Origin of the sequence: Capnocytophaga sp. oral taxon 878, from assembly GCF_002999135.1 — a bacterium.
GTDB lineage: Bacteria > Bacteroidota > Bacteroidia > Flavobacteriales > Flavobacteriaceae > Capnocytophaga.
In genome coordinates this window covers 2,917,607-2,938,586 of sequence record NZ_CP027229.1, presented here as the reverse complement: position 1 = coordinate 2,938,586, position 20,980 = coordinate 2,917,607, and the positions used below count along the sequence as shown (strand labels likewise).

Sequence of the window (20,980 nt, the reverse complement as noted above, 5' to 3'; positions counted from 1 at the left end):
ATTAGTAAATTAGCTAATTAGCCAATTGGCTAATTTTTTATGATTGGTAGGTTTCTTTTCTTGCTTTTCAACCAAAGCCAAATAGACTTCTACTACCGCTTTTTGAAAAGCCTTTACCTTAGGGTCACTAATAGGTCGGTCTAAAAACTCTATAAAACGAGGGATCGGCAAAAAGTCCCAAGCGAGCGCCTGAGCGATATAGGTTTTGAGGTAACTAAGGTCTTCCCCACGAGCAATTGCCTGACAGATATATTCATACGCCAAATCCCGTGAAGGACGTTTCTCAAATAACAAAGCCGTACCTATATAGAGCCAACCACTATGGCGTACCCTAATATCGTAGCGCAAAAGCACTTCCAAAGGTACCGACATATTCCGAATTTCGCGCACTTCATTACCTGTAACCCAAGTGCTGATATAGTCACACAGCATCGCATTGGGGTAGTGAGGATTGAGGCTTAGCTTATATTCAAAAATAGTACTGATGGGTGAGCTTCCTCCATTGGCATTGTAATACCAATATGGGAAAGCATTCTTTAGGTCTGTATAACTTACCCCTACCCACTCGGTGTGGTGTCCAAAAGCAAATTCTTTATGACCGTTATCTTCTTGCCAACCATAGTCAATCAGATAAGGCTTCACCACTCCCAAAATGTCCTTAGCCGAAGTACTAGCAAACTCCTCAAACTCTCTATCAGGGTGCTTAATACGGGTAATTTGCGCCCAAAGAGGCAAGAGGTCTTCCGTTAGTTGTACCTCATCAGTTAAACCCAAGTAATATTGGATAGCAAGCGCATAGTTACCCTTGAGTTGTTTGGATTTTTCTTTGGCTGTTACCGAAACTTCTCTAAAAAGCAATCGGTTACAAGCTACAATTAGGTCGTCAATATCAGGTTCTACGCCCTGCTTTTCGTACTGCAAGAGCTTATCAACAAATACCTCTGCTTCTATATAGAAAGGCAGATGCGTAGGGGTCGAGAGCAATGGCAGCTGGCAGTGTTGGAGAATGAAGTCAATAACCATTTGCCCTTTACGGAAAAGATATGGCAGGACTTGGCGGGCATTGCCTAAGTAATAATCCTGCGTATAGGCTTCAAATTCTTTTTCGGAAAGCTTTTTACGTTTTTTACAGAGTTCTTCCCATGTATAACTACATTTAGGGTCAAGAGCCAAAGGGCGCTTGTCTATCAGCGCACGCAAAACTCCTAAGAGGATCATATCCGTCGGGATTTCCTTGCCTATTCGCTTGCTAAGCTGCTTGATATAAGGCGAAAGAGACTTTACCCAATCGGCAGGGAAGTTATCTTGCAAGGTGATAAGCCCCTCCAAGAATACATCTATTGTATGAGCAGCAGGCTCACGAAGGCAGTCGCCAAGGAGGAAAAGAACCGAATCCCAAGAAGAAGGTGCTGATAGGGGGCTGGGATTATATTCCTCAGTAATAGTAGTTGTTTCTGTATTGTGAGTTTCCTCTTGCAAAGAAACCTCTTCTTGCATCTTACTTATTACGTTCTCCAATTTGTTTTTAGCCTCTTCTTTCAAATATGCTTTGTATGGCACTACTATTTCTGCCAAATTTTCTCCTTTAAAATATGTTATAAGTAGGCTGGCTACTTTCTCTTGTAGCTTGGCATCGGGTACAGTAAAGAGTACCGCCAATTGCTCGCAGTATTCTATATTCTTAAGAGCTTGCTTTTTGTAGTATTTTTCCAATATTTCTACCCCTATGAGTTGTGATTTAGCAATCTTAGGTACAGTAAAGCACAACGCAAAATTATCGGCAAAGGCTTGGAAGTCAAATGCAGGATGAATACTTATTTGGGCTATACTCTTCATCGCAAAATTAATGAGCGACGATTTGTCTAAGGTTAGCAAGGCAAACAGCGTATGCTGGCTTGGAAGCAACTCCTCCTCGGTAGGTGTTAGTCCTTCTATCCATCGGCAATACATATCAAGCACATTCTTTTTCCAAGGGTTGAGTAGTACTTCTATAAAACTCCTTACAAAGCTCTTATCAGGAAAATAGTTCTTCTTACAAAGCAAGGCAAATACTTTTTGCCATTCCAAACCACTACTAATAGCATAATCTATATACTTAGCCGTATGAGGAATCACACGCCTTGCCAGCTCAGGATATTGTAGGAGTACCTCAGCCGCTTCAGCTTCTTGCGTACGGTAATACTCTATATCATATAAGTTTTTAACAAAAATCTCCTCATTAAAAGGTATAATCCCCTCTGTATAGAGCGCTAAGAGTATCTCGATAGAAAAACTACGCGGGGACTGCTCAAAAACCTGTTGGGCTCCCTCTATCATATACGCTCCTTCGGGAGTATGGATAAAATCCATAAAGGCTTGGGAGTGTTGGGAATTCAAAAAGAAAAGAGGATACTTAATACGCGTATGATAACTCTTTATAGAAGTAAAATCCAACTGCTTCTCTATGCTTAACAATTCTTCTACACTATGGCATACACACATCATCAGATAAGTAATAAGGTACTTATTTTCGTAACTAAGACGCTTGCTTCCCAAAAGTCCTTCCCAATCTTTATGCTCAGTCTGTTTTTTAATTTGCATCTTTTCTTGCTCGGACAAGGAAAAACATATATTTCGTATCTCATCCCAATTCTGTGCCTTAAGAGCCAACAGTAAATTCTCTTGTACCATAATTTTATTATTTATCTCTTTTATTTCTATTTTAACCTTATTTATCTTCTACCTCAAAACAAAAAAATCTTCATCCTTTTCTCATTTTTATTGCTAATATTGCAAAAATTACCAACCACAACTTCTTCCTCCTCTTAATATTACAATCCCTTAATAATCAACCTCTTCACCTACCAAGCCTACCCCAAGAAACTCACAGCAATAACGAAGGATAAACGAACTTATAACGAAGGATAAACGAAGTATAAACGAACTAATAACAAAAAACAAACATCACCATACTGAATATCAGTCACTTCACCTCCAAACCTTCTTTTTGAAAAAATCGCAACAAAAACCCAAAAATATTACATTTTCTTCATCTCTCTATTCTTTGCTTTACAATGCCAACCCCGCCAACTTCTTATGATTGGTAGGTTTCTTCTCTACATTTTCCACTAAGCGCAAGTATTCCTCTACTACCCCTTTTTGGAAAGCCTTTATTTTGGGGTCACGGGTGGGCATATCCAAAAACTCTACAAACCGATTGATAGGGGTGAGTTTTTGGGCGAGGATATCGGCTATAAAGTGTTGCAAATAACTGAGGTCTTCGTCACGGCTAATGGCGCGGAGTATATACTCTGCCCCGAGGTCACGGGTTTCCTTTTTGTCGTGAAGCAAAGCCATTCCTACAAAAATCCACCCACCGTGATGCACAGGCAGGTCGTATTCCAAGAGTAGTTGGAGAGGCACCTGCAAGTTGCGATAAGTTTCTGCATCGCTTACCCCTACCCAAGGTGGGGTGTATTTGCCTAAGAGTACATCTACATACTGAGGGTTTAAGGAAATTGCATAACGTAAGGTATCTACATCAAATGTCTGAAAAGCCCCAGCGTTGTAATAGTTATAAGGTAAACGATCTTCTTCTTTTTCAAAATTCCTACACTGATAGTCGTTATACGGACTATTAATATACTTCTTTTCCAAATAAAACCATTTGTTTTCAGAGTCAATTTCGTAACTTAGAAAAAAAGGTTTTACTGCCGAAAGATAGTCTTTGGCAGGGGTAGCTTCAAACTCGGCAAACACTTTATTAGGGTGTTTCAGGCGAGTGATTTGCGTCCATAATGGCAAAAACTCCTCTGTAGGGGTTACCACATCCGAAAGCCCGAAGAGGTAGCCCAAAGCAGGCACATATTGTCCTGAGAGTGTGCGTACTTTCTCCTGTGCTTTAGGGGTAATGGTACTCAATAACAATCGGTTGCAAGCCACTACCAAGTCGTCCAAATCCACTTCTTTGCCTGCGGTTTGGTAAGCGAGCAGTCGGTCGGCAAGGGTCTCAGCATCAATATAGAAAGGCGCGTGCGTAGGGGTTGAAAGGAAAGGCAGTTTGCTACTTGTTTTGAGTTTGTCAAGGGTTGCCGTCACCTTATAGAGCAGGTAAGGAATTTCATCACGCAAATACCAAACGTTGTGGAGCACACACGCTTGTTTTAAAGGTTCTTCTTCTTCGGTATTGAGGCGTCTTACTTGGGTATTCATTTTTTTCCAGTCCTCAGGAGACTCCAAAGGTCTATCCTCTACCCACCCCGCAAGGAGCAGCTGTAAGGCAGCCAACTGTAGGTTGAAATAATACATCCCATTAACCTGCGCGATATAAGGGGCGAGTTGCTCCTTGAAGTTTTCAGGCAATTGGTCTTGTAGCTGTACCACTCCCTCAAAGAAAAGGTCGATAGTAGCAGCCGTACGCTCACGAAGGCAGTCACCTAACAAAAACAATAATTCATCCCAAGAGGAGGGCTGTTCAAGTACCCGAATTTCAGAGAGACAATCTACACTAGAGGTATGGAAGCTTTCAGAACTTTCAGTATTTTCCGATAGACTTAGAGTTGTAAGGAGATTTTGAGCATCCCCTTTTAGGTAATCCTGATAGGGTACTACTACCTCTACCAATCCCTCTCTTCCAAAATAAGTAGTTAGCAAGCTGGCAACTTTCTCTTGGAGTTTTACATCAGGCACAGTGAAGAGTACCGCCAATTGCTCGCGGTAGTCGGGATTGGTAGGGACTTGCTTTTTATAGTACTTTTCTAAAATATCCAAACCTATAAGTTGTGATTTAGCTATCTTTTGGGTGGCAAAACACAGCGCAAAGTTGTCTGCAAAGGCTTGGAAGTCAAAACTCTTCTCATCAGCTATTTGCTTGATGAGCTTCATAGCAAAGTTCACCACCGATATCTTGTCGCTACTGAGCAGGGCAAAAAGAGTGTGTTGGTTAGCTAAAAGTTCTTGGTGGGAGGGGTCGAGAGTTTCTATCCAACGGCAATACATATCCAACACAGTCTTCTTCCAAGGGTTGAGTAGGGCTTCGATAAAAGCACGAATAATGGCGTTTTTATTAGTGAAATATGCTTTTTCGTTTAGGGTATGATATATTTTTTTCCATTCTTCTGTAGTAAATATAGTATCCTGAATATACGTTGGTACAGAAGGAAAAAGAACAACAGTCTCAGGGTGTTTCAGTAGGTATTCAGTAAGCTGTTCATCTGCTTTAAGCCAATTAATGTCATACATTCTTTGTATAAAAACACCCTCATTAAGAGGAATATACCCAGCGTTGTATACCGACCAAAGTATTTGAAAAGACATCTCCAAAGGATTATCTTTACACATCAGCTGGATACCTTCTATCATATAAGCCCCTTGTGGAGACTGCACGAAATCTAATAAAACTTCGTCTTCTAAAGAAGATAGGAAATAGTAGTAATTCCCCTTTATATAGGGTTCTATATTTTGGAAAAGTTCTATTTTTCTTACCTCCTCTAAGGTATTGCACACACACATAATAGTGTATGAGATAATGGCTAATTCCTTATTAGAAAAATGGTATCTTTTTTCTTTTTCGAGGACTTCCCGAAAGATAAAGTTAAAATTCTTTCGCGCAAAATAACTCTTTAGCTCCTGTCTTTCTTCCTCTGAAAGCGCAAAGCAAATATTGCGAATGGCGGTAAAATCGTGTGCCTTAATGGCGGAAAGTAAGTTTTCTTTCATAGGGATAAATTAAAAGCCTATTTATTCATTTATTCCTTAAAACAAACTCCCCTTTGGCAAGGGGAGTTTAACAAGGCGGGTTATTTTACTTTGGTAAAGTGCATTACTGTGCGTCCGTTATCTATAGCAAAGGTCATATAGCGGTTATTGTTGGAGAAACTGATGTCCCAAAGTGTTTTTTCCGCTGGGTTGCTCACATTGTAGTACTTGCCCCCTTCCTTTATCCACTCGTAGGTGTTTATCGTTTTATTACATTGCCCATTCTCTGGATAATTAAGGTATAGGGTAGCTCCCAAAGAGTGGGCTACTATATGACCATCTAAACATTCGCCGTCCTTTACAATAAGTTCTTGTTGTCCCACTACGTATTTGGTCATTTTCCAATATCCCACAAAAGGATCAAGAGAACTATAGTCTACCCCTTTTTTGTGAAAGATTTGTATTGCATCATAACCTCCTGATTTATGATAGATGATTAGTTCTTTACCTTTCATTTCATATTTGACAGAAGATTTAGCACCTATCCTTTCATTAGGAGAGTCCTCGGCTACAGTCACATTTATAACCCCATTATTAATCGTGTAATTGTAATATATAGGAGTGTATTCGCAGTCTGAACCTTCTAAATGATACCATTCGTTCTTTATTTTTTTATCGGAAATAGACCAATAAGTTTGTAGGGAACAATTATCAGGAGTTATCCATCGCAATCCTTTACCATTGAGGTTATCATAAAAGGTATAAAGATACCAATCCCCATTGAGCGAAGTGCTACCTCCGCCGTTGTCGTCGTCTTTCCCGCAAGAGGAAACGAATAATGCTGTGGCAACAAGTGCCGAAAAAATGAGTTTTTTCATAAGTTTTTTTTATTTTGAAAATTAAGTGTTACTAAGTTATTTCCCTTCTTCCTTAGGGGTTTCGGTAGGGGTTTTTACACCTGCTTTACGGCGTGCCAAAACATCGGCGTAGTACTTACGGCTGTTGTTGAGCACTTCCAAGGTTTTGGTAAAGAAAGCCTCATCTTTCACCTGTGCGTTGGCTATTATATAAGCCGAAAGCCGTTGGTATATATCGGTAAGCTCCTTGCGAAGGTCTTTTACGTTGTATACCTCTTTCTGCAAATCTTTGAGCGAGCGGTGGGAGAAAAGCTCGTTGAACGCCGTGTTGGAGGTTTCCAGTTCGCTGAGGAACTCGCCTATCTTCAGGGTCTCTACCTGCGCTTGATAGGTAGCGGATTTCAGGGTGCTGATAAGCGTATTCAGGCGCTTGGTTTCCTCCTCATAGGTGTCCTTGGTTACATCTTTGTAATTGTCGAGCACCAGCTTGATAGCGTGGTAAGCTTTCTGTTTGGCTTCCGTTTTGGCATTGCGATAAGGCTTGATACTGTCCTTTAGGGCTTGCATATCGGCATCGCGCACCTTGTCCAATTCCGATATTTTCTTAGATTCCTCTTTGCCACGCACCTGTTCCAGAGCCTTGTCGTAGGTGGTTACTTTGGTCTTGAGGCTTTCGTAAAGCGATTTGAAAGTGGTATCGGTATCCAAGGCAATACCCGAACCCGCAAAGTCTTCAAAAAAGCGGGTAAGAAACTGACTAAACTCAGCGTTGTGCATCTTGCTGAGGTCTGGCTTGACTAATGTATTCTTATTCATATAGTAATTATGATTAATTGACGGTTATTATATACGGCGGATATTCCGCTGTGTGCTTTCGCTGTTACTTCTTCTTTTTGGAAATTCCGCAGAGCAAAAATAAGGTATTTTTTCATTATCGGAAATTCCGCAAGGCAAAAGTAATACTGCTTTTCGTTGTAAGGTATTCCGCAGAGCAAAAGTAACATTGCTTATCGCCATCGGACATTCCGCAAGGCAAAAATTATATTATCTTTATCAGGTATTTATTCCGGTGGGTTATAGTGGTGTTTTTGCTTTGCTTTTTCTCTTATATCAAAAAGAAAATCCCTAACGAGACGACAAAGGTAATAAAAAAATTAAGATATAAATGTAATTAATTCGTTTTTTTTGCTTTGCTGTCTTTTTTATCTTGGCAAAAAGACTTTAGTTTGGTGCGAGCCGCACGGGCGATTATGGACTTTGACAAAGGGTAGAGATGACTACCCACTAATGACTGAAAGTCGCTAACTTTTTATGGTTTCTCGGTAACTTGTCCTGCTTCTTGACTTCCTCTAAATAGAGCTGTACTACTTCTTTGCCAAAGGCTTTTACTGCTGGGAGATTAGGGCGGTCGAGGAATTCTATAAAGCGCGGTATAGGCAGATAATCCCAAGCGAGTACATTGGCAAGGTAAGTTTTCAAGTGAGTTAGGTCTTCCCCGCGAGCAATCGCCTGACAAATATATTCATACGCCAAATCACGAGAAGGGCGTTTTTCAAAGAGCAAACACGCGCCTATATACAGCCAACCGCTGTGGCGTACACGCAGGTCATAACGCAATACGGCTTCCAAAGGCAAAGTCATATCGCGCACTTGGTCAGCCTCATTCATCGTTGCCCAGAGCGCTATGTAAGCACATAATATCGCATCGGGATAGTGTGGGTTGAGGCTTAGTTTATACTCTGCCTCTTGAGCCGAAGTGTGTTCCCCTTCATTGGCATTGTAATAGTTGTAAAGGGCAGGACGGCTTTTCTTATTCTTGTATTTGTAATAATGATTGCAGTGATAGGTGAACTCTTCGCCTACTTCGCCATTGGCATAAGTTCTTTTCTCCCAACCATAACGGATATAGAAAGGTTTTACCACGCTAAGGATATTCTTTGCCTGAGTAGTTTCAAATACTTTGAACTCCTCATCGGGGTGTTTTAGGCGGGTGATTTGCGTCCATAGCGGTAGAAGTGCTTCGTTTAATTGTATCTTATCAGTAAGACCTAAGTAATACTGAATAGCAGGAGCATAGTCGCCTTTGAGCTGTTGGGCTTTTTCTTTGGCTGCTGCCGAAACCTCCCAAAAGAGCAGACGGTTGCAGGCGACAATCAGGTCGTCGAGGTCGGGGGATTTGCCTTGGGCTTCGTATTGCAAGAGTTTATCCACCAACACTTCCGCCTCTATATAGAAAGGTTCGTGCGTAGGGGTAGAAAGGAAAGGCAAGGTGTCTTTCTCTTTGAGCTTTTGGAGTGTGCGTGCTATTTTATTAAACAGATAAGGGAAGGCTTCTTTTGCTTGATTAGCACCTTCGTGTATCGCTCTTATTCTACCAAGTTTGTCGGCTTGTGTATATTTATGTTCTTTGTAGAGTTTTTGAATTTCTTTCCATTCCTTGTCGGTATTATAAACAAGGGGGGTAGCGCTTTGGTTGCTCCAAGAGTCTAAAAATAAGTATAGTAGAGGCATCGTCCCTACAAACCACTCTCGAGCGAGAAGCTGCTTGAGGTAAGGTTTTATCTGCTCAGCATAATCCGCGGGGATTTGGTCTTGCAAGCGCACGAGAGCATCAAAGAAAACATCAATAGTAGCGGCTGTTTTTTCGCGGATACAGTCACCAAGGAGGAAGAGGAGATTTTCAGGTGTCAGGAGACAGGGAATAGGTGTCAGGGTGCGAGCCGCACAGGCAGTTTGGGAGTTCTCTGACGAGACTGAGCTGTCGGACAAGTCGGACGGGGCGGAGATTTCTGATGGACTTAGGGTTGCAAGGAGGTTTTGGGCTTTGCCTTTTAGGTAATCGCGGTAAGGTGCGATGACTTCGGGGAGACCTTCTTGGTTGAAATAGGTGGCGAGTAGTTCAGCTACAGCTTCTTGTAGTTTTACATCGGGTTGGGTGAAGAGGACTGCTAATTGTTCGCGGTAGCTGACATCGGTAGGAGGGTGCTTTTTGAACTCTTTAGCCAAAATCTCTACTCCTTGAAGGAGTGCTTTAGGTTGTTTCTCTACGGTAAAGGCGAGCGGAAGTTGCACGCGGAAACCCTCAAAATCAAACTGTGGCGCATTAGCAATAGACACAATGTATTCCATAACGGTTTTCACTACACTGCCTACCCCAGTGCCTAAAACGGCAAAGAGCGTTTGTTGATGAGCCAAAAGTTCCTCTTGGGTAGGGGCAAGCCATTTGAGCAAACGGCAATGCCAATCGAGGTGGGGTTTCTTCCATTGGTTGAGCAATGATTCTAAAAGCTGCCCTACAAAACTACGAGGAATTTGGTAGCCATAATGCACCAATAATTCAAATACCTCGTCCCAATAGGTAGTTACTTTGGCAACACCAGAGGTACTCATTTTGCTTGAGGGGTTATCACTTTTCCACTTGGAAAGGTCGAGTACTTTGGTTTCGATACGGTAAAGCTGTAACAGTACTTTTTCAATGGCTTCGGGGTATTGGAAGAGGAATTGGGCATCGGCAGTTACTGAGCGGCTACCCATATTAATTTCTAATAAATTCTTTACAAAACGCTCTTCTTCAAAGGGAATCCAGCCTTTTTTGTAGAAATACCATTGGAAATCAAAGGACAATCCTTCAATCTCTTTATTATATCGTTCTTTAAGTACTTTTTTGATATAGTTATCTGGCGGAAATTGTGTAAAGTAGTTTATTACAGGTTCTAAATAAAAAGAACCTAAGATGGCATAAGGAGTTACTTGATAAGGTTCACCAAAATAATTCTCTTTATCAATCATCACTTTGGCGATATCGCTTTCTTCGCGCACCATAGTAATAAGGGTGTAGTTATGAGCTTGAAAAACTTTATAGTTATGGCGATAAGTATTCTTTTTATCAATATTCTTTCGCGGGAAATCTTTTTCCGAATGGGGATCTAATGCTTTGATAGCAGTGATGGTGCTATAACGCTCACTATCGGTGAGCTGGCTTGTAATGTTTAGAATAGCCGAAAAATTACCTTCAGCAATGGCGGTGATGAGTGCTTGATTCATTTTCTTTTAGGTTTCTAAGTTTTAATTATTGTCAGAGCAGGGCAGTCGCAATTCTCCTATGTATTAATCAACCAATTGTGCTAACTTCTTATGGTTTCTCGGCAATTTATCTTGTTTTTTCACTTCTTCTAAATAAAGCTTCACTACTTCCTTGCCAAAGGCTTTCACCGCTGGGGTATTAGGGCGGTCTAAAAACTCTATAAAGCGTGGGATAGGTAGGTAATCCCATGCTAGTACTTGGGCAAGGTAAGTTTTCAAGTAAGTAAGATCTTCCCCACGAGCGATCGCCTTACACAAATACTCATACCCCAAATCACGAGAAGGCCGCTTTTCAAACAGCAAGCACGCGCCTATATACAGCCAACCACTATGGCGTACCCTTAGGTCATAGCGTAATACTATCTCCAAAGGCTGGGTCATATTGCGCACATCATCAACTTCATTCAGGGTTGTCCAAGTGGCAATATAAGCACACAAGAGGGCATCAGGGTAGTGAGGGGTAAGGCTTACTCTATATGCAAAGTATTTATTATCAATCACTCTACCGCCATTACAATTGTAATAAAGATGATTATCAGGTGATTTCCTCCTATAATAAAAACGGAATCTTTTCTCGTCATAGCTTGTATAGCTTTCCCAACCATAGTCTATATAGTAGGGTTTTACTACACTCAATATATCCTTTGCTGTAGTTGTTTGAAACACTACAAATTCCTTATCAGGATGTTTTAGGCGTGTTATTTGTGTCCAAAGGGGCAAGCATTCTTCAGTAGGAGTCACTTCATCGGTAATACCTATGTAATACTGCACTGCTGTTGCATAACCACCTGTAAGCTTTTTGGCTTTTTCTTTGGCAGCTACCGCAACATCTTCAAACAGCAACCGGTTACAAGCTACTACCAAATCATCTAAATCTACCGGCTCATTAGCAGCCTCATATTGTAGCAGTTTGTCTATAAATATTTCAGCTTCTATATAAAAAGGTTCGTGTGTAGGAGTCGATAGCAAAGGCAAGCTACTCTTCTGTTGTAGCCTCTTAAGGGTTATCAGTGCTTTCTGGAAAAGATAAGGCAAGTATATTACAGGGTAACGCAAACTGTAGAAAATGTAATACTCCTTGAACTCCTCTTCCGATAGCTTTTCCCTGAGTTTATCACATTCTTCCCATTCATAAGTATATTTAGGGTCAAAAACTAAATCTTTGTTCTCTGTAAAGCAATATAAAAATGCCAAAAGTATCGTTTCTATAGGGGTATCTATACCAAGATTCTTCTTCCGTAGTTGCTGCATATAAGGCTTTAGTTGCTTAGCATAATCCTTAGGAATATCATTCTGCAACCCTATCAATACCTCAAAAAGTACATCTACAGTACTTGCTGTAGCCTCTCTTATTGCATCTCCTATCAAGAACAAACAATCATCCCAAGAAGTAGGTTTGCCTATCAAAGCATACGTCTTAGCACTCACAGGCGTACAATCTCCTAAGGGGTCAGAACTTACCTCTTCTGCCAATGCTTCTTGCGGCTTACTCTTTTGCCATAACTCTTGCACTTTATCTTTTAAATATACGTAATAAGGGGCTACTACCTCTGCCAAACCTTCATCGTTAAAATATTCTAATAACAAGGCAGTTGTTTGCTCTTGTACTTTCACATCGGGTTGGGTGAACAGCACTGCCAGTTGTTCTCGATAACTAAGGTCAGTAGGCGGGGCTACTTTAAAGCATTGGGCAAGGAGGTCTAAACCCAATAGCAAGGTTTTAGGTTGCTTGGGTACTGTAAAGCATAAGGGTAGTTGGCTCACAAAGGCTTCTCTATCAAATGCCCGATGTTTAGCAATAGTAGCTATCTGCTCCATCGCAAACTTTATTACGCTAGCTATTCCTGTCCCCAGTACAGCAAATAAAGTATGCTGGGCAGCAAGCACTTCCTCCTGCGTCGGATTCAATAAGCGCAATAGGCGACAGTGCCAATCAAGATGCGGCTTCTTCCATGAATTCAGTAATGATCCATATAACGCCTGCACAAATTCCTTGCTTATAGGATACCCCTCTTCCTTCAGAATGGTAAACACCTCCGTCCAATATCCTGCCGAGTTCGCTGCCTCTCGCTTTCCTTGCCGGTTTTTCCACGAAGCAGTGTCTAACACCTTTAGTTCCTTAGTCGCTATCAAGTGTAATAAATCAAAAACCTTGGGGTGAGCTTTCAAGTAAACCACATCTGTCATTATATCCCTTTTACTCTGCCAAGGCACCTCTACAAGTTCTTTCAGAAAATCTTCTTCCTGATAATCTATCCAGCCTTTCTCATAACAATCCCAACAGTGTTTAAAGAAATTACCTTCTTCTTTATTAGCATCAAAGTAAGCACCCATTTCTTCCCAAAAAGGAGGCAAATAAGGTTCAATAAGGTGCCTATAAGGCTCTAATTCCTCTTTGCCAAGTCTTGATTCAATATATATTATGGTTGTTAATTTCAACTGTTTAAAATCAGCCGTTTCACGTAAGCATAACAATATAGCATAGTAAAAATAGTTATCAACCTTATTGTAGTACTCCCACCACTCCAATTCTGGAGCAAACCCCCTCGGGCGCGAAATATTATAAGGATCCATTTCGCTTAGCTGGCGCAAGGCTCTTTGTCGCTGCGTATCAGTCATTGTTTGGGTAATGGTTACTATATCGGGCAACCCAAAATGGGCTATAGCTTGTAATAACTCTTGCATAATATTCATTTGTCAATTAAAGCTGCAAATATAATAAATATTTGCTAATTAACCACCTATTTATTACTTTTGCCAAATCAAACGCACACCCAAAAGCTCCCTTACATTTTCCATACCCCCAATACCACCCTACCTAGCTTTTAAGTTGAACGAAGGATAAACGAAGGATAAACGAACTATAAACGAAGGATAGTTGGTGCAATTGCACCCCAAAAACTTAGCCTCATTCCTGTGCCTTTGCCTTATTATTTTTTTTGCCGAATATAATAATCCATTTTATGACAACTGAAAATACACAATTAGTAATCCTTGATATTCAAGGCAAATTATCACAAATCGTCCACCAAAGTGATGAAGTACTGCGTAACAGCCGCATCATCATTCAGGGCTGCAAAACTCTCGAAATCCCTATTATTTGGGTAGAACAAATGCCCGATAAGTTAGGGGCTACCCACCCTTCCATTGCCGAAGTGGTAGAAGGCTACACCCCTATACAAAAAAGCTGCTTTTCAGCTTGGGGCAATGCCGAGTTTCAGCAACAGCTCTCTGCCAACCATCGCAAGCGCGTCCTTCTTATAGGCATCGAAACTCATATCTGCATTTACCAAACAGCCATCCACCTGCTTGCCAATGGCTATGAAGTATCCATCGTTGCCGATGCCGTATCTTCTCGTACCGAAAGTAATAAGCAAACTGCCCTTACTATGCTACGCGATGCCGGCGCTACCCTCACCACTACCGAGGCCGCTCTTTTTCAGCTATTAGGCACTGCCCAGCACCCCAAATTTAAAGAGATAGCTCGCTTAGTAAAATAACAATTTTAGGGCATAAAAAAACGTTGCCAAAGGCTATAAACAGCCTTTGGCAACGTTTTTACTATCCTGATTTTTGTTAATTCTTCTTCTTCATCACTCTGTCATACACGTATAATGATAGCGCCGCAAATACTCCCACTGCACAAATCACATACCACAACTTGCTTGGGTTATAGGTCTGCCATAAGTACTCCGTAATCTGTGCTTTAGTCATTCCCAGCTTCTCACTCGCCAAATCAAAATACTGATTCTTAGTTAAGTTCTTTGGCATCTCTATCGAGCGTTTTGCCAACTCATTACCCAGCAAAGTATATTTATCCGACCATCTTGTGTACAAATAGCCCGAAATAAAATAAGTAAGATAATTACCCGCTGCCACCGGTAAGAACACCGTACCTTGGTACAACGCTTCTTTCCCCTTAGGAGTAATCTGCGCCACAAATGCCGATAGGGTTGGGCTCGATGCCATCTCTCCCAATGAGAAAATAACAGTCCCTATAATAGTGAACCACGGATTGTTGAACACAAAAGTAAGCGTTACCCCCAAAGTAGCTATAATAGTACCCTTAATCATCGCACTTACGTGCGTCATTTTAGTTACAAAGTATGATACTACTACTTGGAAGAAGATAATCATAAATGAATCTATATTGATGAACCACTCCGCCTTCACCTGTCCTTTTTCAGTCAAAATAGTACCTAAGAAAGGTAAATTCTCATTTATCCAAGCACTCATCGCCGATGAGTCTACCCAGTCTTCAATAAAGTTAGGCAAGGTATAGAACAGCTGGTTGAACATAGTCCAGAATCCTACCATCAGCAGTAGCAATATAGTCAGCCTCTTGTCTTTCAGTGCCTCCACTATATGCATTACCGATTCTTTTATCTCTGTCAATAAAGGCTTGCTATCTTTTTTCGCAGTAGTAGGCTCTTTGTACAAAAACAAAGCCACCAGCACGTTTATAGCCATCACCACCGCTCCTTGTATGAAGATAATGCGCCAGCCGTAAGCAGTACGCAAAGGCGATGACATTGCCGGACCCAAAAAGCCGCCTACATTCACCATCATATAAAAAATACCAAAGCCTATTGTACTAGTGCTTTCATCTGTATTCCTCGCTACTATACCATTCACTACAGGTTTAAAAAAGCCCCCTCCAATAGCCGCCAATAGGAATATCGAGAAAAAAGCAGCATAAGTAGTCGCCTCCGATAGCATAAAGTAACCTACTCCCATTATTATGAACGAAATCACCAAAGATAGCTTATACCCTATACGGTCTGCCACTACCCCCAATATAGGAGGTATAAAGTACAACACCGCCGATACATAAGCCATAATAGCCGCCTTCTGTTCGTGATTAAAACCAAGCCCGCCTTCATCTGTCGAGGCTACCAAATAAAGCCCTAATACGGTAAATATACCATAAAAAGCCCAGCGCTCCATCAGCTGGAGAAAACTCGCTACCCAAAAGGTTGCATTGAATTTTTTTAGCATATCTTTTTCAGTTAATAAGTTTTTAGGAAACTAACACTAATCTCTCTCGCCAAGCCTAAAAACCTGTTATTATGGGGGCAAAAGTAAAGCGTTTTCTATAATATCAGAAATAAATGTCCTTATCCTACAAAGTAAAAACAATTTGTTACATTTGTAACAACTCCTCTTGCCTCTTATCTCTTACCTAACTCCTTGCTATTTCACAACTATTTTGTACTTTTGTATTATGAACTACTAATCGCAATGCACAAATTGCTAAAACGAAAAATCATACATATCGATATGGATGCGTTCTTCGCCTCGGTCGAACAGCTTGACTTTCCCCACCTTCGCGGGAAAGCCATTGCTGTAGGCGGCGCCGAAGCCCGTGGCGTAGTAGCTACCGCCAGTTATGAAGCTCGCAAGTATGGCGTGCGCAGTGCTATGAGCGGACTCCAAGCTCGTAGGTTATGCCCTCATATCATCTTTGTGAAGCCCCGCTTTGAACGCTACAAACAAATATCTATGCAAATCAGGGCTATCTTCCACGAATATACCAATTTGGTCGAACCCTTATCCCTTGATGAGGCTTACTTAGATGTTACTGTTAATAAAAAAGGAAATCCCTCGGCTACTCTCATAGCCCAAGAAATAAGACAACGCATTTTCCACGAAACCGGACTTACAGCTTCTGCCGGCATCTCTGTAAATAAGTTCATTGCCAAAATAGCTAGTGATTACAACAAACCCAACGGACAAACTACCATTACCGAGGCTCAAATACAGGACTTTTTAGACGAACTCGATGTACGCAAATTCTATGGCATAGGCAAGGTCACTGCCGAAAAAATGTACCTACTCGGTATTTTCAGAGGCAAAGATCTCCGCCTCAAATCATTAGAGTTCTTACAGCGTAATTTCGGCAATAGCGGGCAATATTACTATGAGTTAGCTCGAGGCATCCACCGCAGCGAGGTACAACCCTTCAGAATACGCAAATCAGTAGGCGCCGAAGAAACCTTTGCCGAAAACCTCACCAGCGAAATCTTTATGGAACCCGAATTAGAACGCTTGGCGCAAGAGGTAGCCTCCCGCCTAAAAAAACAACAAGTAGCAGGCAAAACCATCACGCTAAAAATTAAATACAGTAATTTCACAGTACAAACACGCAGCAAAACCCTCAAAGATTATATCAGCAGCACCGAAGAGCTTTCTTTGCACGCCAAAGAACTGCTATACCAAGAACGCTTAACCGAGTCTGTACGGTTATTAGGCATCTCTGTATCCCATCTCAATAACGAGCCCAAAAAACTCAACTCCAAAAAACCAGAATACATCCAGCTACGCCTCGAATTCCCCGACTGGTAAATAAAACTAATTTACTAATTCGCTAATTCTCTAATTTGCTAATTTGCTAATTTTTTCATACTTTTGCAGTGTCATTTTTTAATCAACTATTATATGAAAAAAGTACTTCTCTTATTTATCGTGTTGCTTTCCTTGCCCATAGCTGCTCAAGACGCTTTTCGCAAGGGTAAAATTTATGCTGATGTTCAAATTGGGTCTGGTTCCTTACCTCGCATTATAGGGGGCGGAGTGCATTATGCTGTATTACCTTACCTTTCGGTAGGCTCGCAGTTTTCTTATCAAGATTTTATGAACGACCACAAATACGTTCAGGCTTACACCCCTGCTCTTAGTGCCGACTATCATTTGGGGCATCTCAAAACCTTCGATTGGTATACAGGGCTTAGCTTAGGGTATCATATCTGGCGTAGTAACAACCCTTATGAGGGAGTCAAAAACACCGGTTGCCTTATAGTAGCTCCTGAATATGACTTGCCTGTCCGAAACAATCACAAAGGCAACTTTATAGCCTGGAATGCCCATTTTGGTATGCGCTTTTTTGTCTACAAGTTCATAGGTATAAATGGCGAAATAGGCTTTGGCAACGTCTCTTCAATGAAAATAGGTTTAAGTGTAAGAATATAAAATATGAAAAAAGTACTTCTCTTATTTATCGTGTTGCTTTCCTTGCCCATAGCTGCTCAAGACGCTTTTCGCAAGGGTAAAGCCTTTGCCGATATCCAAACAGGAATAACCAACGGAGGTTTTATCTTCGGCTCCAAGGTACATTATGCCATAGCCTCTTCACTATCGGTAGGCGCTGGCTTTTATGCCCAAAGCTTTGATTTTAAGGATAAATATATAACCTCATACCTCCCCAAGCTAACTGTCGATTACCATTTTGGCAAACTTCAAACTACCGACTGGTATACTGGTTTCTCAGCAGGTTATCTCATTTGGGGGAGCAATACTCCCGAAGGTGGTGGCTGCGATACAAGCTATACCTACTTTATGTTACGTGATAATAACCAAGGTAATACAATAGCCTATAATACCCATATAGGCTTCAGGGCATTTGCACTGAAAGCCATAGCACTAAATGCCGAAATAGTATTAGGTAATGTTTTCGGTGTCAAAATAGGAATAAGTATGAAATTGTAAAAACTATTTTTAAATATAAAAAACACATTAACTACACTCATCTTAACATTTGCTTTCTTAGCGATAGGTTGTAATAACCAAAAAGAAGAACCTACTGTACTTTGTTGTTCTCCTCCTGTTGATTTTCATTTGTTTATTGATAAAAAATCTTCTTTACACCAAGATTTTTTAAACAACAAAGGGGAGTTTGATAAAGAAAATGTATATTTCTATCGGTTATCAGATAAAAATACCGAAAAAAAGTACGACACAAATTTTAACTTTGGCGTTAGCTCACCCAAAAAGGAAGGATACGATGTTTTGTCCGTACACCCCACCCCTTTTCTGCATACTGGTAAAACAGAAACGCTTTACCTAAAAAACAAAACTAAAAGCTATAAAATAGAGTATGTAGGCACGCGGGGCAAATGCTGTACGGTTCAGTTTAAGGAAATGCATATTGACGGTATTAAAAACAACGACTTTATTCTAAAATAACCCATAACCCCTTTGGCAGTGGTGACTGCTCAAGGTTTTTTTATTTTATTAACAAAAAGTTGTATTTTTATTTGGAAGTTTAAAAGCTATTTACTACCTTTGCGGCGTAATAACATTCCTTTTTTACAAAAAGAAGGAGCAAAACCAAATCATATATGAAAAGAATATTAATTTTTATGACTGTAACAGGACTCTTCTTTTCCTGCCAACGCGAAGAGGGTGACCCCTCGTTCGCTTCCGACACCACCATTTCAGTACAGCCAAACACAAAGGCTGAAGTGAATACCGATAACAACACTCTCTTAGGATGGGTCGCTCTTACAGGTAAAACCGACATACCCGCTGAAGAGGCACAAGCTACTGCCCTTGCTACGGCTATGCAAATGCGAAAAGTGGAAGGAATTGTAACTAAAGCTCCCTTGCAAATAGGATCGGTAGAAGTAGTAAAAGGTGATACACGTAAACCTTATGTAGCTACTAAGGGCAGTAAGCCTGAACCTGCCGATGTGTACATCATTAACTTTGCTAACAACCAAGGCTATGTAGTAACTTCGGGCGACAGGCGTGTTCCTGGCGTATTGGCTTATAACTCATACGGACATTTGGGTGACACAATTAGCAACCCGGGACAAGCAGTGCTGTTTAGCTATATGCAAGCATATATAGAAGAACAACGCGAAGCTTTTGAAGCTAATAAAGAGAAACTTGCTACCCAAGCTGAAGAAGCTCTTTTTAAGAAGCTCAGTAAAGAGCGGCAAGCAGAATTGATTGCTAGGGGGTATTTTGACAAACAAGGAAAGAGAGTGAAAAGTAAATTTCTTGACCTAACGCATGTTCTTTGCCAATCAAAAGAATTAGATAAAGATAATGGAAATAATCATTCTGATGATTTTGATGAAGATAGGGGAAGACACACCGGCACTAACCTTCCTAAGAAAAACGGACCTGTACTTGACCCTGAAGCAACTACGTACGGTGAATGGACTACAGAATACATAAAAGCTCCTTTACTTAAAACCCTTTGGGGACAAAGTGGAGAATACAATGACAAGGTAGGCGTATATTGTGAAGCTGATCACGACCAATCTCCTGTAGGCTGTGTGGCTACGGCTATAGGGCAGCTAATAGCATACCATAAAAAACCAGCTATTTTTAAAGATAGAGTAATGCACTGGGACGATATGACTAAAATAGATAGGGGAGATATGTTTTCAAGTATTTACAGTTATGCTGTGCAAAACAATCCAACCGCAAAAGAGGATATACAATATTTATTAGCACATTTAGGTGATAGTGATTTGTTAGATATGGACTATGGCTGTGCTGATATAGGCAGTGGCTCAAATATTTATAAAGCCCTCCATACTCTCAAATTATTAGGTTTTAATAATGCTTTCATTTCATCCCTTGAAGCCTTCCCTAATTTTACCAATGAAATACAAAACAACAGACCTGTATATATAAGAGGATGTGAAACAGAAATATCACATTCCTACTCTAAGGGTTGGTGGTTTTGGAAAAAGAATCATATAGATCGTACTTATACAAATTGCCATGCTTGGGTATTAGATGGCTATGTGCTAAAAAAAAGAAAAGTAACTGAACAATATATTGACTGTCCTTCTCCTAAAAGAATTGAAATGACACACGAGGAGAAGTTAGAGCTAGTTCATAATAACTTTGGCTGGGGAGGGTACAGAGATGGTTCTGGAAAAAAAATATATCCACAAGAATATGATGGAACAGGTTGGTATATGGCTAACATTTTCGATTCAAAATCAGGAAGAAAGGCTCCCTCTAATAGTTTTAAATCAGGAGAGCAAGGAAATTTTAAGTATGATTTAAAAATAATTACTAATATAGAATAGCTCTATGAAAAAAGAAATACTATATTTAACACTCTTGTTTCTATTTATTAACTGTCAAAATAAAGATTCTGTAAAAGAAGAAATCATTTGTATGAATACACCTCCTGTTATGAGCATCATTATTATGAACAATGAGATGGAAACAAACAAATTAGTTCGTAGCTTTTACAATGCAAAACAAACAGCTGTTTTATACAAGCTAGAAAACGACAAAAAAAGCGAAATAGGGAAATTTTCCTTTGCTAATAACAATGTAATGATTGGCGGTGCAGGTGAAGGATTAAAATCTTTTTTTACAAAGAACTTAGAAACCTTCTGCTTGGAATATGATAACAAAACAGATACTTTGCAAATAAAAGGCAATTATTACAAAACTGAAAATTGTGGTGATACAGCTTATTTAACTGAGCTTCATTTCAATCATAAAAAAGTAGACCTTAGGAATTCTCTTATCGGAGATAATATTTATAAAATAGACAATACTAAATAACCTATACCCCTTTGGCAGTAGTGGCTGCTAAAGGGGTATTTATT

The 20,980-nt window shown here is 40.4% G+C and carries 14 protein-coding genes; 7 read left to right on the top strand and 7 right to left on the bottom strand.

Annotation, left to right across the window (positions count from 1 at the left end):
• Positions 1 to 9: 9 nt before the first annotated feature.
• The 6 genes from C4H12_RS13440 to C4H12_RS13410 form a co-directional block, all read right to left on the bottom strand.
• The gene (locus C4H12_RS13440) at positions 10 to 2,670 is read right to left on the bottom strand and encodes a DUF6493 family protein (protein WP_106099365.1); all 2,661 of its coding nucleotides are present in this window, start codon (positions 2,668 to 2,670) and stop codon (positions 10 to 12) included.
• A gap of 378 nt (positions 2,671 to 3,048) precedes the next feature.
• Positions 3,049 to 5,697, bottom strand: a complete 2,649-nt coding sequence (locus tag C4H12_RS13435) for a DUF6493 family protein (protein ID WP_106099364.1) — start codon at positions 5,695 to 5,697, stop codon at positions 3,049 to 3,051.
• A gap of 80 nt (positions 5,698 to 5,777) precedes the next feature.
• Positions 5,778 to 6,554: a lipocalin family protein gene (locus C4H12_RS13430; RefSeq protein WP_106099363.1), complete on the bottom strand. Its 777-nt coding sequence runs from the start codon at positions 6,552 to 6,554 to the stop codon at positions 5,778 to 5,780.
• Between the two features lie 36 nt (positions 6,555 to 6,590).
• On the bottom strand, positions 6,591 to 7,349 hold the full coding sequence (locus tag C4H12_RS13425; RefSeq protein WP_106099362.1) for a DUF6261 family protein: 759 nt from the start codon (positions 7,347 to 7,349) through the stop codon (positions 6,591 to 6,593).
• Positions 7,350 to 7,817: 468 nt separating this feature from the next.
• Positions 7,818 to 10,577, bottom strand: a complete 2,760-nt coding sequence (locus C4H12_RS13415; RefSeq protein WP_106099360.1) for a DUF6493 family protein — start codon at positions 10,575 to 10,577, stop codon at positions 7,818 to 7,820.
• A gap of 63 nt (positions 10,578 to 10,640) precedes the next feature.
• Positions 10,641 to 13,301, bottom strand: a complete 2,661-nt coding sequence (locus C4H12_RS13410; RefSeq protein ID WP_106099359.1) for a DUF6493 family protein — start codon at positions 13,299 to 13,301, stop codon at positions 10,641 to 10,643.
• Positions 13,302 to 13,579: 278 nt separating this feature from the next.
• Between C4H12_RS13410 and C4H12_RS13405 the strand changes: the two genes are divergently transcribed.
• Positions 13,580 to 14,116: a hydrolase gene (locus C4H12_RS13405; RefSeq protein ID WP_106099358.1), complete on the top strand. Its 537-nt coding sequence runs from the start codon at positions 13,580 to 13,582 to the stop codon at positions 14,114 to 14,116.
• 76 nt (positions 14,117 to 14,192) lie between these two features.
• On the opposite strand, the gene C4H12_RS13400 is transcribed toward C4H12_RS13405, so the two are convergent.
• Positions 14,193 to 15,614, bottom strand: coding sequence for an MFS transporter (locus C4H12_RS13400; RefSeq protein ID WP_106099357.1), 1,422 nt, complete (start codon positions 15,612 to 15,614; stop codon positions 14,193 to 14,195).
• Positions 15,615 to 15,896: 282 nt separating this feature from the next.
• Here C4H12_RS13400 and dinB point away from each other — a divergent pair, with 282 nt between their 5' ends.
• The 6 genes from dinB to C4H12_RS13370 all read left to right on the top strand — a co-directional run bounded on the left by dinB (position 15,897) and on the right by C4H12_RS13370 (position 20,936).
• Positions 15,897 to 16,961 carry a DNA polymerase IV gene (dinB, locus tag C4H12_RS13395; RefSeq protein ID WP_254424851.1) on the top strand — a complete coding sequence of 355 codons (1,065 nt, stop codon included), beginning with the start codon at positions 15,897 to 15,899 and terminating at the stop codon, positions 16,959 to 16,961.
• Positions 16,962 to 17,054: 93 nt separating this feature from the next.
• Positions 17,055 to 17,585 carry a hypothetical protein gene (locus tag C4H12_RS13390; RefSeq protein ID WP_106099355.1) on the top strand — a complete coding sequence of 177 codons (531 nt, stop codon included), beginning with the start codon at positions 17,055 to 17,057 and terminating at the stop codon, positions 17,583 to 17,585.
• Positions 17,586 to 17,588: 3 nt separating this feature from the next.
• Positions 17,589 to 18,101, top strand: coding sequence for a hypothetical protein (locus C4H12_RS13385; protein ID WP_106099354.1), 513 nt, complete (start codon positions 17,589 to 17,591; stop codon positions 18,099 to 18,101).
• A 129-nt stretch (positions 18,102 to 18,230) separates the two neighbouring features.
• Positions 18,231 to 18,578 (top strand): hypothetical protein, encoded by a 348-nt coding sequence (locus tag C4H12_RS13380; protein WP_254424782.1) that lies wholly within the window; start codon positions 18,231 to 18,233, stop codon positions 18,576 to 18,578.
• Positions 18,579 to 18,733: 155 nt separating this feature from the next.
• Positions 18,734 to 20,446, top strand: coding sequence for a C10 family peptidase (locus tag C4H12_RS13375; protein ID WP_106099352.1), 1,713 nt, complete (start codon positions 18,734 to 18,736; stop codon positions 20,444 to 20,446).
• Positions 20,447 to 20,450: 4 nt separating this feature from the next.
• Positions 20,451 to 20,936 carry a hypothetical protein gene (locus C4H12_RS13370; RefSeq protein ID WP_254424781.1) on the top strand — a complete coding sequence of 162 codons (486 nt, stop codon included), beginning with the start codon at positions 20,451 to 20,453 and terminating at the stop codon, positions 20,934 to 20,936.
• Positions 20,937 to 20,980: the final 44 nt, after the last annotated feature.